12 protein-coding genes and 1 pseudogene are annotated in these 16,099 nt (G+C 42.6%); 6 read left to right on the top strand and 7 right to left on the bottom strand.

Going from position 1 to position 16,099, the window contains the following annotated elements; all coding sequences use genetic code 11:
- The first annotated feature begins 109 nt into the window (after positions 1–109).
- From DXZ23_RS02225 to DXZ23_RS02210, 4 genes and pseudogenes are all read left to right on the top strand, one after another.
- Positions 110–1,449, top strand: a protein-coding gene (locus tag DXZ23_RS02225) for an IS3 family transposase (RefSeq protein WP_114995395.1) whose coding sequence is annotated in 2 segments (ribosomal slippage) — positions 110–560 and positions 560–1,449 — 1,341 coding nt in all. Because the reading frame shifts where the segments join, the coding sequence is not laid out codon by codon here.
- Between the two features lie 124 nt (positions 1,450–1,573).
- A pseudogene (locus DXZ23_RS02220) lies at positions 1,574–3,776 on the top strand (TonB-dependent receptor domain-containing protein).
- Positions 3,777–3,803: 27 nt separating this feature from the next.
- The gene (locus DXZ23_RS02215; protein WP_017806743.1) at positions 3,804–5,552 is read left to right on the top strand and encodes an ABC transporter ATP-binding protein/permease; all 1,749 of its coding nucleotides are present in this window, start codon (positions 3,804–3,806) and stop codon (positions 5,550–5,552) included.
- On the top strand, positions 5,545–7,203 hold the full coding sequence (locus tag DXZ23_RS02210) for an amino acid ABC transporter ATP-binding/permease protein (protein WP_017806744.1): 1,659 nt from the start codon (positions 5,545–5,547) through the stop codon (positions 7,201–7,203). Before DXZ23_RS02215 ends, DXZ23_RS02210 begins: the two co-directional genes overlap by 8 nt.
- Positions 7,204–7,363: 160 nt before the next feature.
- On the opposite strand, the gene DXZ23_RS02205 is transcribed toward DXZ23_RS02210, so the two are convergent.
- The 7 genes from DXZ23_RS02205 to DXZ23_RS02175 all read right to left on the bottom strand — a co-directional run bounded on the left by DXZ23_RS02205 (position 7,364) and on the right by DXZ23_RS02175 (position 13,629).
- A complete protein-coding gene (locus DXZ23_RS02205; protein WP_017806745.1) occupies positions 7,364–8,797 on the bottom strand; it encodes a cytochrome-c peroxidase in 1,434 nt (477 codons plus the stop codon).
- Between the two features lie 243 nt (positions 8,798–9,040).
- The gene (locus DXZ23_RS02200; RefSeq protein WP_017806746.1) at positions 9,041–9,139 is read right to left on the bottom strand and encodes a methionine/alanine import family NSS transporter small subunit; all 99 of its coding nucleotides are present in this window, start codon (positions 9,137–9,139) and stop codon (positions 9,041–9,043) included.
- Positions 9,140–9,143: 4 nt separating this feature from the next.
- Positions 9,144–10,661 (bottom strand): sodium-dependent transporter, encoded by a 1,518-nt coding sequence (locus tag DXZ23_RS02195; RefSeq protein WP_017806747.1) that lies wholly within the window; start codon positions 10,659–10,661, stop codon positions 9,144–9,146.
- A 407-nt stretch (positions 10,662–11,068) separates the two neighbouring features.
- Complete coding sequence (aroE, locus tag DXZ23_RS02190; RefSeq protein WP_017806748.1) at positions 11,069–11,884, bottom strand: shikimate dehydrogenase; 816 nt, start codon at positions 11,882–11,884, stop codon at positions 11,069–11,071.
- Positions 11,885–11,896: 12 nt separating this feature from the next.
- The gene (tsaC, locus tag DXZ23_RS02185) at positions 11,897–12,460 is read right to left on the bottom strand and encodes an L-threonylcarbamoyladenylate synthase type 1 TsaC (RefSeq protein WP_017806749.1); all 564 of its coding nucleotides are present in this window, start codon (positions 12,458–12,460) and stop codon (positions 11,897–11,899) included.
- Positions 12,453–13,016 carry a DNA topoisomerase family protein gene (locus DXZ23_RS02180; RefSeq protein WP_017806750.1) on the bottom strand — a complete coding sequence of 188 codons (564 nt, stop codon included), beginning with the start codon at positions 13,014–13,016 and terminating at the stop codon, positions 12,453–12,455. The genes tsaC and DXZ23_RS02180 overlap by 8 nt, the downstream gene beginning before the upstream one ends.
- Before the next feature lie 13 nt (positions 13,017–13,029).
- Entirely contained in the window at positions 13,030–13,629 is a 600-nt protein-coding gene (locus tag DXZ23_RS02175; RefSeq protein WP_017806751.1) for a Maf family protein, read from the bottom strand.
- A 150-nt stretch (positions 13,630–13,779) separates the two neighbouring features.
- Here DXZ23_RS02175 and DXZ23_RS02170 point away from each other — a divergent pair, with 150 nt between their 5' ends.
- Positions 13,780–15,402 (top strand): DNA recombination protein RmuC, encoded by a 1,623-nt coding sequence (locus DXZ23_RS02170; protein WP_017806752.1) that lies wholly within the window; start codon positions 13,780–13,782, stop codon positions 15,400–15,402.
- Between the two features lie 70 nt (positions 15,403–15,472).
- On the top strand, positions 15,473–16,018 hold the full coding sequence (locus DXZ23_RS02165) for a TIGR00645 family protein (RefSeq protein WP_017806753.1): 546 nt from the start codon (positions 15,473–15,475) through the stop codon (positions 16,016–16,018).
- The last annotated feature ends 81 nt before the right edge of the window (positions 16,019–16,099 follow it).

Genomic DNA, 16,099 nt, shown 5'->3' with positions numbered 1-16,099 from the left:
TCATTATAAAATAAAAAAAGCAAGCAAGCAAATATTACAAAAATTTCTGTTTTGATCTGCACCCCAAAAGTTGGACTAAATAACCAACTGATTAAGGTGCAGATTTTTTATGACTAAATATACTCAACGTTTCAAACAACAAGTGCTCGACTTTTATCATCAAAATGGAAAAAACCGTTCGCTTACTCGCCAGTATTTTCAGCTTCCCCAAAGCACGTTAGCACGTTGGATTGCAAAATTTAATCATAATGGAATCAATGGATTAGCTGTATTAGGTAAAAAACGATGTTATTCTGTTGAGTTTAAATTAAAGGTTATTCAAGCTATCAAAAAAGGCCAGTGCTCCGCTGAAGCCGCCTGCTTTCGCTTTGATATCCCCAGTTCAGGGATAATTAGTCAATGGTTGCAACGCTTTGAAAAACAAGGTATAGATGGGTTATTACTCAAACCTAAAGGTCGTCCAAGTATGAAACTCAACTCACCTAAAATGCCACCAACGCCCAAAACAGAAGAAGAACGCTTGCGTTACCGAATTTTGGAATTAGAAGCGGAGAATGCAATGCTAAAAAAGTTGCAGGAACTCAACCAACAAAAAATGCAGAAAAAGCCGTCATCGTAAATGCCTTACGCTCGCGTTTCCCGTTGGAATTGTTACTCAGACTAATCGGATTGGCACGCAGTTCGTTCTTTTATCATCTCAAGCCAAAGTCGGATAAAAATGTAGCGATTTCACAGAAAATAGAGGAAATTTATCGCAAAAATGACGAAAATTATGGTTATCGTCGAATTACCTTGGAATTAAGGAAATACTTGATTATCAACCACAAAAGGGTGCAAGCGATAATGCAACGTTTGGGGTTAAAAGGAAAAAGTAAGCAGAAAAAATATCGTTCTTACCAAGGCAAAGTGGGACACATTGCCGATAATCTGTTGCAACGGGATTTTACGGCAACGATGCCGAATGAGAAGTGGGTAACGGATATCACCGAGTTCAAATGTGCGGAAGGCAAAGTGTATTTATCGCCGATTAAAGACTTGTTTAATAACGAAATTATTGCTTATGATGTGGCGAGAAGTCCGAATTTTGAGCAGATAACCAGAATGTTGACCCAGGCGGTGAACCGATTAGCGGGGGAAAAACCGATACTGCATTCCGACCAAGGGTGGCAGTATCAAATGATGGGTTATCGAGAGATATTGAAAAAACACGGTATTACGCAAAGTATGTCGAGAAAAGGCAATTGCCTTGATAATGGTGCGATGGAAAGCTTTTTCGGGCGATTGAAGACGGAATGTTACTTTGGCAAGCGGTTTGAAACCTTTGAACAGCTTGAAAAAGTGATTCACGAGTACATTCATTACTACAACAATGAGCGTATTCAAGTGAAGCTCAAAGGACTAAGCCCTGTGGAATACAGAACTCAGTCCTTGAATGAAATTAGAATATAGTCTAACTTTTTGGGGGCAGATCATTTGAGCAAAAATAAAATATTTAATGATAATAGTTTCTATTTGCGTTGTTTTGTTCTATACTTTCTGTATTCATCACTCTTTTTAATTAGGAGAATTATCAATGCGTTATCAAACTCCATTTTTATTACTCTGTTTCGCCTATGTTTGCCCTGTTTTGGCTGAGCAGCTTGATGAAATTTTAGTGCAGGGACAGCAAACAGAAAGTCATTCACCCACCATTGAAAGAAAAAATCAAACTGTCATTCAAACTGAACTTATTAGGGATACGAAAGATTTAGTGCGTTATAGCACAGACGTGGGCGTAGCGGACAATGGGCGTTTTTTGAAGGGATTTTCTTTGCGTGGGGTGGAGGGAAATCGTGTCGGAATGAGTATTGATGGGGTGAATTTGCCTGACAGCGAAGAAAACACGCTGTATGGCAGATATGGCAATTTTAACCCTTCTCGATTAAGCATTGATACGGAGCTAGTGCGGACGATTGATATTGTAAAAGGGGCGGATAGCGTACATTCGGGCAGTGGGGCGTTAGGGGGAACGGTGAATTACCAAACCTTAGAACCCTACGATCTGGTTTTTGATGGCAATCGTTTTGGTGTGTTACTGCGTACGGGATATGCGAGTAAAAACCGCGAATGGGTGCGAACCTCTGGGCTGGGTTATGTGGGCGAAAAGGTGGAGGCACTTTTGCTTTATTCGCAAAGAACGGGACACGAACTGAAAAGTAATGGACGTGGGGAGAACATCAGCGGATCGAGCAGCCAACAGCCCGATCCATCTTCCCATCGCTTTCATAGCTATTTAGCCAAATTAGGCATTCAATTTAATGATCAGCATAAAATCGGCTTTAATCTCAATGGTCAGCAGGGACATCGCTATACTGATGAACGGAGCTACAATCTTTTATCAAGTGCTTGGCGTGAAGCGGACGATCAAAATAAACGCCTCAATGCCAATGTTTATTATCGCTATACGCCACAATCAGACTATTTAGCCTTTACCCAGTTAGATTTTGATTATCAAAAAACCGATCTTGCAGCAGTGAATTATAAAGGCGGGCGAAATTGGTTCACAGGTGAAAAAGAGCTTGATGAAATGTTCGATCGCCGAATGAAAACCACCTTTAAACGGCTTTCATTTTATGCGGAAAGCGAGCCGTTGAACACGTTTAAGATCATCGGCGGAAGCCATACATTCGGCATTAAAATGGCGGCGAGTGAGCGTCAATTTAAAAATGACAACCTTGATACCTATATTTTTTCAAATTCTCGTCGGGATATTCAATACACCATTCAATATCCCGTTAAAACTACGCAATACAGCCTTGCATTAAAAGATGACATTGTATGGCTACCCGAAATTCACCAATGGCAACCTAAAATCACCACCCATCTCGCTTTGGGTTATGATTACACTAAATATCAGCCTCAATCCTTAAATGCCCCTTGCAGTGCGGCGTGTTTGGCTGAGGGTATACCCACAAAAAGCCGCTTTATTAATTGGAGCGGGCTGGCAGGCATTGACATTCAAGCGACAGAAAACTGGACATTGGGCTATTTACTCAGCTCGGGCTATCGTTTACCGACGGCAACCGAACGCTATTTCACCTTTACCAAAGCCGCTATCGTGATTTTTTGTTTGAACAAGAAAGCCTGATTGAACAAACTCAATACGGGCGAACATTCCAAACCCCAATGCAACAAATGGTGAATGTGGATAATGCCAAAATTCACGGTATTGAAATTAAAGCACTGCTCAATGTAAACCAAGTGCTTCCCGTGCCTGAGGGCATAAAATTTATGGCAGCACTAGGTTATAGCAAAGGCAAGCTATTAATGCCAGCTTATTATCCATTCAACCAATGAAAGTGGTGTTGGGGTTAGATTATGAAGATCCGCAAGGAAAATGGGGCATTTTCAGCCGCCTGACTTATCTCGCTGCCAAAAAAGCGAAAGACGCGAAAGTTTTTGAAAATAAAACCCGTTGTATTCATTGGGAATATGATTATTGGTACGATAAAGAAATGTGTGCAAAAGAAATTATATACCAAGATATAGAAACCTATAAATATTTGAACAAATCCGCCTATATTTTTGACCTCTTTGGCTACTATAAAATTAAGCCAAATATCACCTTGCGGGCTGGGGTTTATAATTTATTTAACCGCCGCTACCACACTTGGGACGCATTACGCGGCATTAATGCCAACAGTACAACCAACAGTGTTGATCGCAATGGCTTAGGGCTGGAACGTTTCTATGCACCAGGGCGGAATTATAGTGCCTCAATCGAAATGCGTTTTTAAACGCGATGCGATAAGGAAATCAACATTATGATGATTGATAAACGACTGATTCACACCGTGACAGACAGCAAAAAATGGATTGCAATCACGGTGTGGTGGAATTGGCTGGCGTTAATAGGCGGGATTATTAGTGCTGCCGCTTTTGCTCTGTGCTTACAATGGGCGTGGCAACAAAAGCTAGATTTGAAAAGTGCGGTGCTTTTTTTCATCGTTTTTTTGCTAGCGTTGCTGTTGCGTGTGATTGCAGGAAAGCGGGCGGTAGCTGCGTCTTATCAGGCGAGTGTCAAAGTTAAACACCAGCTTAGAACGCTGATTTATCAAAAATTGGTATCAATGCCGCTTAACCAAGTTCAGCAGCAATCCACCTCTTCCGTCATTCAAATCGCTTCTGAGGGCGTTGAGCAACTGGAAATTTATTTCGGACGCTATTTACCACAGCTTTTTTACAGCTTACTTGCCCCCCTCACCCTCTTTGCGGTATTGCTCTGTTTTAATGTGCTGACCGCCTTGATTTTATTGCTTTGCGTGCCACTCATTCCCATTTCGATTATCGTGGTGAATAAAATCGCAAAACGCTTATTGCATAAATATTGGGCGGTTTATGTGGGGCTGGGGAGCAGTTTTTTAGACAATTTGCAGGGCTTGATTACGCTAAAAATTTATCAAGATGATGACTACAAAGCCAAGCAAATGGCACAAGAAGCCGAACATTTCCGCCATATCACAATGAAAGTGCTGACAATGCAGCTTAACTCTGTGTCGATTATGGATTTATTGGCTTACGGCGGGGCGGCTCTCGGAATTTTCACTGCGTTGTTGCAATTTCAAGCGGGGCATTTGACGGTGTTTGGCGTGGTGTTATTTATTCTGCTTTCTGCCGAATTTTTTATCCCCCTGCGTTTGTTGGGATCGTTTTTCCACGTTGCGATGAATGGCAAAGCCGCGTCAGATAAAATCTTCGCTCTGCTTGATACCCCCGTTGAGCAACCGCAAAGTGCGGTGGATTTTTGCGATAAAAATCCGCTTGAAGTGGAAATCAAACAGCTTGATTTTGCTTACCAGCCAGAAAAGCCTATTTTTCAACAACTTAGTTTAACCATTCCAGCCAATCAGCTCAGCGTTTTTGTCGGCGAAAGTGGCTGTGGAAAATCTACGCTGGTGGCATTGTTAATGGGTTTTTATGCCCCGCAACAGGGCGAAATTTGCTTTAATCAGAAAAATATCGCCGAGCTGAGCCGAGCCTCACGCTATCAACGCATTAGCCTTGTTAGCCACAGTAGCTATATTTTCAAAGGCACGCTACGCGAAAATTTGCAAATGGCGAAGGAAAATGCCACTGATGAAGAAATGTATCAATGCCTGCAACAAGTGAATTTGGCGGAGTTTGTGCGGCAAAATGGAGGGCTTGAAATGCCATTATTAAGTCGAGGGAGCAACCTCTCTGGTGGGCAAATTCAGCGTTTAGCCCTTGCTAGAGCCTTATTACATCAGGCGGATTGTTATATTTTTGATGAGGCTACCAGCAATATTGATGTGGAAAGTGAGGAAATCATTTTGCAACTCATTCAGCGTTTAAAAGCAGAAAAAACGATCATTATGATCTCTCATCGTTTAGCCAATGCCATTAACGCCGATCAGATTTACGTTCTGCAACAAGGCAATCTTATCGAACAAGGCACGCATCGCCAATTAATGGCGAAACAAGGGGCGTATAGCCGAATGTTTAATCAGCAAAAACAATTAGATGCGGTGAGCAAGGGGGCGATCAATGGGTAAAAATGGCGTTGTGATAATGTGGCAGTTGCTGAAATTGGTAATGCCTTTAGCCCATTTGATGAGTTTTACCATTATCACGGGCGTATTGGGCTTTTTGGCTGCCATTTTCATTATGGTGTTGGGGGCAATGGGGCTGGCGAATTTAATCGGCTTTAGCACGCATCTCAATTTAAGCCAAATTTTGACCGCACTTTTTATTTTGGCACTGGCTCGTGGCATTTTGCGTTACTTAGAACAAATGTCAGGGCATTATATCGCCTTCAAACTGCTCGCCTTGTTGCGGGACAAGGTGTTCACCGCCTTACGAAAATTGGCATTTGTGAAATTGCAAGGCAAGCAAGCGGGGCAACTGCTTTCGTTAGTAACCAATGATATTGAATTATTAGAGGTTTTTTATGCTCACACCATCGCCCCGATAATGATTGCGATCATCACCTCTGCCATTTTGTTAGGCGTGTTTGCACATATTTCTCTATGGTTAATGGGCGTTGCTCTGCTGGCTTATTTCACCATCGGCTTTCTGCTGCCCGTTTTCACCACCAAAATGGCACGCGAAGAGGGACGGCAATATCGCCAGTTAGTAGGGGAGATGAATGATTATTTTCTCGATAGTCTGCGAGGAATGAAAGAAATCCAGCTCTTTAATCAGGCGGAAGCCCGCCTCGCTGCCATTCACCAACGTAGCCAAAATATCGATCAGGCTTTTTGGCAATTGAAACAGCAAGAAAGTCAGGTGCGGCGTTACAGCGAAATCGCCGTTTCGCTTTTTAATATCGCAATGCTATTTGTGGGGCTTGCACTGTATGCCACGCAACACATTGATTTTTATGGTTTATTGATCGCAGTGATTTTATTGATGTCGAGTTATGGGCCTGTGATTGCACTCAGTAATCTTTCCAATAATCTACTACAAACCTTAGCCAGCGGTGAACGTGTGCTAGGTTTGCTCGCCGAAGAACCCGAGTTGCAAGAGGTGAATAAGGGGAAAAATCTCGCTCAAATTGAGCGTTTATCTGGCGAAGACCTGCATTTTAGCTATGGCGATGAAATGATTTTATCCGCTATTCAATTTAGTCTAAACAAAGGGGAAATTTTAGGCATTCACGGGCGTAGTGGCAGCGGAAAAAGCACCTTACTCAAATTGATAATGCGTTTTTACGATCCACAGCAAGGGAAAATTGAAATTAATGGCGAAAATCTGACCGCACTTAACACCCAAACCTTGCGGCAAAATATCGCTTACATCACACAGCAAACCTATATTTTCAATCAAAGTATTGGTGAAAATATTCAAATGGCAAAGCGAAATGCTAGCCGTGAAGACGTGATCGAAGCGGCGAAAAAAGCGGCTATTCACGATTTCATTATGAGCCTGCCACAAGGTTATGACACCAAGGTTTCAGAGCTTGGGAGCAGTTTATCCGACGGCGAAAAACAACGCATCGGCATCGCACGGGCATTCTTGCACAACGCCCCAATCATTCTGCTTGATGAACCCACCAGCAATTTAGACAGCCTAAATGAAGCAATGATTTTACAAGCCTTATTAAAGGTCAAAGCGGAAAAATTGATTATCCTCGTCAGCCACCGAGCGTCCACAATGGCGATTTGTGATAAGGTGCTTAAAATTGAGAATGGGCGATTGTCATAAGTTATAGTTATTTTTTGGCTCAACGTTTTGCCTTTAAACGATAGAAAAAATGGGCGATATGCCCATTTTTATCTTTCGTGTTAATGATATTGTATTATCTACGGCTAAATGTTTTTTACTAGCATCTAGCTACATCTCGTTTATATTTCAACAACAAGCGTTATTTTGTTGAATGAGATTGTTGTATATTTTCATTTGTTAAAGGTTTACTTTGATATTCTCCCGTTAAACTATATAAAAATTCAACAATATCATTAACTTGTGTTTTTGGTAATGTTACGCCACTTTGGTATTTCAACATCATTTCCACCGCCTGCGTTAAATCTTGAGCATTTGCATCATGGAAGTATGGAGCGGTAAGTGTAATATTACGCAAAGTTGGGACTTTAAAACGGTGTTTGTCATAAGGATTTTGAGTTTGCGAGAAACGTCCATCATCTGCTTCGGTTAATGGCTTGTTTCTGTCGGCAAAATAGTCGGCTTTTAACCCCATTAATTCATAGGATTGCCCACCTAAATTTACCCCTGTATGACAAGTATCGCATTTATATTGATGGAATAACGCATAACCATTTTTCTGTGCTGCAGTTAAGGCATTTTCATCACCTTGCAAATAGCGATCGAAAGGACTATTTGGGGTAATTAAGGTTTTCTCAAATTCAGCAATGGCATCTGTAATAGTTTTTTCATTAAAACCTTCTGGATAGATTTTTTCAAAGGCTTGTTTAAGTGCGTCATCTTTATTGAGATTATCAACAATTTGTTGCCAATTTTCTGCTCCCATTTCTACAGGGTTTAACGGTGGCCCACCGGCTTGTTCTGCTAGGTTGGCAGCACGGCCGTCCCAGAATTGAGCAAAGTTGAAAGCAGCGTTATAGACAGTCGGCGCATTAATGCCTCCTTTCTGCCCTTTAATTCCAGTCGAAGTGGCAAGATTATCCACACCGCCTGTGTTCAAACCGTGGCAGCTGGCACAAGCAATAGTGCCATCGCCTGATAATGCAGTGCTGTGATAAAGCGTGTTACCTAAATCAACCTTGGCAGGATTAACTGGCAAACTTTGTGGCACAGGTTGTACAAAACGTTCAGCCGATGTGCCAGAGGTGTTTGCAGGAAGTTGATATTCTTGGCGAACTTTATGAATCCAATCAAGCAAGGTTGCTTTCTCTTGCTCGTTTAAACCTGATCCCCAATGTACCATTTTGAAAGAATGAATAGGCATTTCGTTATTTTGAATAACACTTTCAAGTTTCGCTAAATCTGCTGCGGAAATGCGTTGCGGTTGGTTGAGATAATCCGTGATATTATCCAGCAAAAAATGAGCTTGTCCTTGCTGAATATCTTTTTCCATTAAACTACTAGCGATAGGCAATTTGGCATAAAATGGCATATTCGCATTATTACTATGGCAATATTGACAGCCATTATTATATAGCACGGTTTCAACGGCACGTTGCTGCGGATCAGTAATTTGGCTTTCTTGCAAACGGCGTTGTGTTTCTTGTTTATCAAAGTGGTGGATATATGCCACCGTCCCTAGGTAAGCGGCGACACTTGCGCCAATAAATGTAAATAACCACGATTGAGGTTTCATAAGATTCTCCTTTATAGAATAGTAAGTTAGGAAACATCTCGCACAGTATTAACAATTATTAAGAAAGGAATATTGATAGAAATCAACAAATTTCATTGGTATATTCTATAGATTTAATAGATATAATTTTTGTGTGGTTATTAGTTTGGAAAATGTGAAGTAAAAAGTACCGCACTTTGAAACAAAAACAGCCACACATTCGTGGCTGTTTCTATTTAATTAAAAGTGCGGTCTTTTTTCCGACTAGTTTTTTTCTTTTGGTAGGGCTTTGATTGCGTAAATTAATCCGCCCCAAATAATAACCAACGCGACGGTCATCATAATAATTGCACTGGTACTCATTTGATTAATCCTCTTTTGTTTGATCATTTAGGCTAAATAATTCTTCGTGTTTCCATTTGAGGCGTGAGAGTAAGAAAGAAACCACAACCAGCCCAACAGCCATACCCCAACCAAAAATATTCACGAACCAAGATGGATAGCCCTCGTAGCCTTCGGTGAACACTTTTGCCCCTTCGCTTAACAACATAAAGGCGAGAATCCCTGTGGTTAGCACGATACATAAACGCCATAAAAAGCCTACTTTGAAAGACGAGGTTGCGTTTAAATGGCTTTCCAAGGTGCTGAGTTTTTCGTTCGTTACAATCGCGACTAAAGACACAAATGCCACTGCTACAATACCGAAATAGTTCACGAATTTATCCAATACATCAAGCATCGGCAAGCCTGTGGTTGTACCGAATAAAATCACAGAAACCAACATCATAGGCAAGCCTACGATAACTGTAACTTTTGTGCGACGAATGCGTAATTTGTCTTGTACCGCAGAAATAATCACTTCGATCACTGAAATAAAGGAGGTTAATGCCGCAAAGGTGAGGGAAGCGAAGAATAATACGCCTAGCACTTCGCCGAATGGGGCTTTATTTATGATGGTTGGGAATGCGAAGAACGCCAAGCCAATTCCGCCTTTAGCGACTTCACTCACTTCTTGCCCTGAGGCGGTTGCCATAAAGCCAAGTGCGGCGAATACACCAATGCCTGCGAGCAATTCAAAACTACTGTTCGCAAAGCCAACGACTAAGCCATTACCCGTTAAATCGGAGTCTTTTTTCAGGTAAGACGCATAGGTGATCATAATGCCGAAACAAATGGAGAGGGAGAAGAAAATCTGCCCATATGCGGCGATCCACACACTCGGGTCAGATAATTTCGACCAGTTTGGCGTAAATAACGCATCTAAGCCTTTTGCTGCCCCCGGTAAGAATAAGGACGACACCACTAACACCACAAACATCACCAATAGCACCGGCATTAAAATCGTGGAGGCTTTGGCAATCCCTTTTTGTACGCCAAGGGCAAGCACGCCAAGTGCTACTAGCCACACGGCGATTAACGGCCCAACTACCATTCCCACAAATTCAAAGCTGACCCCTTGAGCAATATCGCCCATTTTTAAGAAATCGTGTAAGAAAAAGTCGATAGGCTTATCGCCCCAAGCGGCATTGAAAGAAAAATAGGTGTAGCTCGCAGCCCAGCCAAGCACCACCGCATAGTAAATCCCGATGATTACATTCACCATCACTTGCCACCAGCCGAAGGTTTCGAAATGGCGGTTAAAACGGCGATAAGACAGCGGCGCACCGCCACGATGACGATGTCCGATAGCATAGTCTAAAAATAATAAAGGAATCCCCGCCGTTAAAAGGGCGACAAGATAAGGAATAATGAAAGCACCACCACCGTTCTCATAAGTGGTATAAGGAAAACGCCAGATATTCCCTAATCCCACCGCAGAACCAATGGCGGCAAAAATAAAGGCACGGCTACCCGAAAAGGTTTCACGTTTCGCTGACTGTGTCATATTACCACCTATGAATCGTTAAAAATGAATGAAAGCTAGGAATATAGCGGAATATTCTTTTTAGTCAATAGTTAAAAATATTAAAAACAAGGTGATTTTACCGCTGTTTTTAAGTTTTTATAGTTTTTAATTTTGGTTAATTTTATTTTAATAGAGTTAAATTCTAATTTGCTCTTTTTTATAAACAATGGTGCTAAAATCCCCGCCGCTCACCATATAAAAAACTAGTAGAAAAAAAGACCGCACTTTTTATTTCGTGATAAATTTTAAGGAGAAAGGGAATGAAAGTGCGGGGTGAAAAATAACGCAAAATCACACCGCACTTTGAGTGGTTTCACTTTCACACAGCGTTCAGCTTGATACAGCCTTGTATAAAAACGAAAGGATTTTGCGATTAAACAATGAACTTATTTTTCTAATAATGCTGCTACATCAGGCATTACCCCTCGCCATAAAGAAAAGGCGTGAGCCGCTTGCCCCACGAGCATTCCGAAGCCATCGCTATAGTGTTGCACGCCATTTTGTTTGGCTAGGGCGATAAATGGCGTATCTGCCCCTTTGCTGTATAGCATATCGTACGCCGCTCCTGCTTGTTGCCAAATGGCAGGATCAATCGCCACGGTTTTGCCTTGCAAGCCTAATGAAGTGGCGTTAATAATCAGGTCAAATTTTTGCACGGGAATGGCATCGAGGGTACAGCCTTGAATGTCGCCCCCTTGAATATCGCTATAAGGACGAAATTTTTCCGCTAATTCAGTGGCTTTGCTTAGGGTGCGATTGGCGACGGTGATCTGTTGCTGAGCTTGTAATAAAGGCAAAAGCACGCCTTTTGTTGCCCCGCCTGCCCCTAAAATCAAAATAGATTGATGAGGCTGAAGCCAGCCGAGCCGTTGCAAATCACTCACCAGCCCCGCACCGTCGGTGTTGTCTGCGTAAAGCGTGCCATCAGGCAATTTTTTCAGCGTATTGCACGCCTGAGCGAGCAAACAACGTTCGCTATGTTGATCCGCCAGTTGAAAGGCACGTTCTTTAAATGGTGCGGTGATGTTACAGCCTTTCGCCCCTTCAGCAAAAAAGGCAAGCAGTTGCTGTTCAAAATGTTGCTCATCACCGAGCATTGCGACATAGTCTAAATTTTGCTGGGTTTGCTGAGCGAAAACGCGATGAATTTGTGGGGATTTGCTTTGTGCAATGGGGTTGCCCCAAACCGCATATTTATCCATAAAAAATCCTTATTAACCTTGACGGAAAAGCTGTTGTGTAAAAAGATCCCGTATTTCAGAGGGATTATTCGCCCCACCCACCGCCATTTCTAACGCTGGGAAGTCTTGCCCAAACTGGGCTTTCACCTCGCAAGCGGTACGACAAGGGGGCAAGCCGGTTAAATTCGCACTGGTTGAAGTGAGCGGAAAGCCTGCTTGCTCACATAATATTTTTACCGCAGGGTGATCGGAAATCCGCACCGCAATGGTGGGAAATTGCCCCTTGAGAAAATCGGGGGTATGACGATGAGCTGGCACAACCCAAGTGGTGGGGCGATCATAACGTGCCGTGAGCCGCTGCCAATGGGTTTCGCTAAATTCCCGTTCATCAATAAAAGGCAATAGAAAATCCAAGCTCGGAGCGATTAAAATCAATCCCTTGTGCATCGGGCGTTGCTTTAAATCGAGCAATTTTCGCACCGCACTTTCACTCTGCGGATTACAGCCCAAACCAAACACCGCTTCAGTGGGATAGGCGATGACCTCATTTTGCTTTAATTGCTCAATCACTTGAGCCAAATTTTGTGCGTTATTCATTTTCGGTTTCAAATTGATGATGACAAGCCTTGTTGGCACATAACCAAGTACGATGCAAAGTGCGGTCGGTTTTTTCTTCTTTTTTTAATGTACTAATTGGGTAAGCACATTTTGGGCAAGATACGGCATAGGGCTGGCTGGCAAGGGTAAATTTGCATTTCGGAAATTGATCGCAGCCGTAAAACACCTTGCCTTGTCGCCCACGGCGAGGCACTAATTTGCCCTTTCCACAGGCGGGGCAAGGCAAATGTTCCTGCTCTGGCTCAAGTTCTTCGTGTACGATGTAATCGCAATCGGGATAATGGCTACAACCGATGAACATTCCATATTGCCCCTGTTTTAATTGCAAAAAATGCCCGCATTGAGGGCAAGCTTGCTCAAGGGTTTTCAGCACTTTGGTTTCGCTGTGCGGATGCAAGGGTTTGATGAAATCGCATTGCGGATAAGCCGTGCAGCCTAAAAATAAGCCTTTTTTCCCTTTTTTAATTTGCAACGCCGCCCCACATTGCGGGCAATGTTCGGTGTGTTTGCTGGCTTGAAAGAGGCTTTTGTTCATTTTCCCATTCCTATTATGACAAAATGGTTACGCCCATTTGACGCAATAAGGTCGCGGTTTCAAAAATTGGCAGCCCCATAATGCCCGTAAAACTGCCTTCAATGTGCGAAATAAAAATTCCGCCCAGCCCCTGAATGCCATAAGCTCCCGCTTTATCCATTGGCTCGCCCGTAGCGATATAGGCTTGAATTTCTTGTAATGTCAATGGCTTAAAGGTTACATCGCTTGATTGAACCATCACTGCTTGGCGTTCCTCAAGGCTGACGCAAACGGCGGTGAGCACTTGGTGCGTGCGAGCGGATAGTTGCTCCAGCATTTGCTGAGCGTGCAAGGTGGTTTGTGGTTTGCCGAGAATTTGTTGATCGCACACCACAATGGTATCTGCGGAAAGAATCGGCAAGTGCGGTAGAAAATTCGGCTGATTTTGCAGTGCCTGACGTGCAGCGTGTTTTTTTTCACAAGCCATTCGGGCGACATAATCCGCAGGTAGCTCATCGATTTTCGGCGTTTCATCAATATCAGCATTAAAGGTGGCAACGCATAGCCCCAACTGCTGTAAAAGTTGCAAACGGCGTGGGCTTTGCGAGGCGAGATAAAGTTGTGGGTTTGACATAATTACCGCGTTAAAAAATGCTAAAATAAGGCTATACTTTATTATAGTTTGCTAGAAATTTCATCTGAAAAATCCACCGCACTTTTATTTAACCAAAAGTGCGGTGTGAATTTTCAGCATTATTTCATCACTCGCATTTTAGGAAAAAGAATGATCGAATTAACCCAATCTCAATGGCTTTATGTGGCGATTTTTTTGTTGATAGTCTGCCTCGTGCTGTTTTTTGTTAGTGCAAAACATCAGCGTGATAAACAAGAATTAGCACAGGATTTAAATAAAAATATCAATGATTTCAATCAGCTACTTGAAAAATATGAAACCCTCTCACAGCTTAAAAATCAGCTTGAACAAGATAAAGTGAAAGCGGAAACCAACGCGGAGGGGTTGCAAGTGCGGCTTGGGGAGCGTGATGAAAAAATCACCTATTTGCAACAAGAATTGGACGAAGAGCAGGCACGCCATAATGATGCCACCTCGCAAGTTTCCACAATGAAAGAGCGTTTTGGTATTGCCACCGCCCAAGTGCATAGCTTGCAAACCCAGCTCAACCGCAACCGCGAAGAACTCAGCCAAAAACAGCAAGAATGTGCAAATTTAAGCGAAAAATCCACCGCACTTTTACAGCAACTCACGGAGCTAAAAACCAGCTTGAGCGAGAAAGAAAAGCATTTTGCTCAGCAACAAGAAGATTTTATTAAAACCAAACAACAACTTAGCGTGGAATTTCAAAATTTAGCCAATCGTATTTTAGAGGAAAAAAGCCAGCGTTTCGAGCAAACCAATCAAGCCAGCCTCGATGCGTTATTGAAGCCGTTCCGTGAGCAAATTGAGGGCTTCCAAAAACGGGTGAACGATATTCATTCGGAATCTTTAAAAGGGAATGCCAATTTAGAAGCGGAAATTAAAAAAGTCCTCGAAATCGGGCTGAATATGTCGCAAGAAGCGAATAATCTTACCTCTGCCTTAAAAGGGGAAAAGAAAACCCTCGGCAACTGGGGCGAAATTCAGCTTGAGTGCGCCTTGCAATTAGCAGGCTTGGTGGAAAACGATCATTACAAGGCACAAGAGCATTTCCGCAATGCGGAGGGCAAAGCTAATTACCCTGATTTTGTGGTGTATTTGCCCGATAATAAACATTTGATTATCGACAGCAAAATGTCGTTAGTTGCCTATGAAAATGCGGTGAGTGCCGACAATGAACAAGCCCAACAACAGTTTTTGCGTGAGCATCACAAAGCGATCAAGAATCATATTGATGATTTATCCCGCAAGGATTACAGCAATTTAATTGGCGTGCATAGCCCGAATTTTGTCTTGATGTTTATCGCCGTTGAGCCTGCCTATATTGAAGCAATGAAACAAGATGACAATCTGTTCAATTATGCCTATGAAAAAAACGTGATTTTGGTTTCCCACACCACCTTAATGCCGATTTTACGCACCGTGGCGAATTTATGGCGAATTGAACGAGGCAACGCTGAAGCTCGTGAAATCAGCGGAAAAGCGGGGGAGATTTATAATCAAATGTGCCTCGTGGCAGAGCGTCTAGCCAAACTGGGCAACAGCCTCGCCACCGTGAGCGGACATTACAACCACACGGTTACCGCCTTTGCAGGGCAACAAGGCTTGGCAGGAAAAATTGAACGATTTAAAGATTTTTCTGCCAAAGCCAATAAAGTGATGCCACAGGTGGAATTACTGCATAACGATTTAGATCTAGCAAAACTCAGTGCCATTTCTGAAACACAACTTCATTCACAACGCGATGAATAAAATCATTGCTATTTAAAGGAAAAGCGGGTAATTTCACCGCCCGCGATAACATTATTTGAATAGGGAAAATATGCAACAACAGCCGTTAAATAATAAAGTAAAATACAAAACCCCAGCGATCTTTAGCCAAATTATTTTCGCCAGCCGTTGGTTACAACTGCCGATTTATCTGGGCTTAATCGTCGTGCAGGGGATCTACGCCTACAAATTTATGAAATCCCTTTGGGAACTTATCAGCAACCTACAAGAGCTGGATTCCAACGCCATTATGCTTTCCGTGTTAAACCTGATTGATGTGGTGATGATCGCTAATTTGTTGGTTATGGTGATTGTGGGCGGTTACGAGATTTTCGTATCCAAGCTGCATACCGAAGGCCACCCAGACGAACCCGAATGGCTCAGCCACGTGAATGCCTCTGTGCTGAAAGTGAAGCTCTCAATGTCGATCATCAGCATATCTTCCATTCATATGCTACAAACTTTTGTCAATGCCGCCAATATGCCCGAAGCCACAATGAAATGGCAACTTTTGCTCCATCTTGGCTTCCTCGTATCTGCCATTGCAATGGCTTATACGGATAAAATTTTGTACAGTACAAGTCACAAAAATCATTAATATTATTAGGATCTGTTTACAATAAACTTAAATATCGTAATAGGCTTGAAGGGATTTCGTGCTGTATTCGTATGGAATGCC

Source organism: Avibacterium paragallinarum, assembly GCF_900450705.1.
GTDB lineage: Bacteria > Pseudomonadota > Gammaproteobacteria > Enterobacterales > Pasteurellaceae > Avibacterium > Avibacterium paragallinarum.
This window is presented reverse-complemented; position numbering and strand designations above follow the sequence as displayed.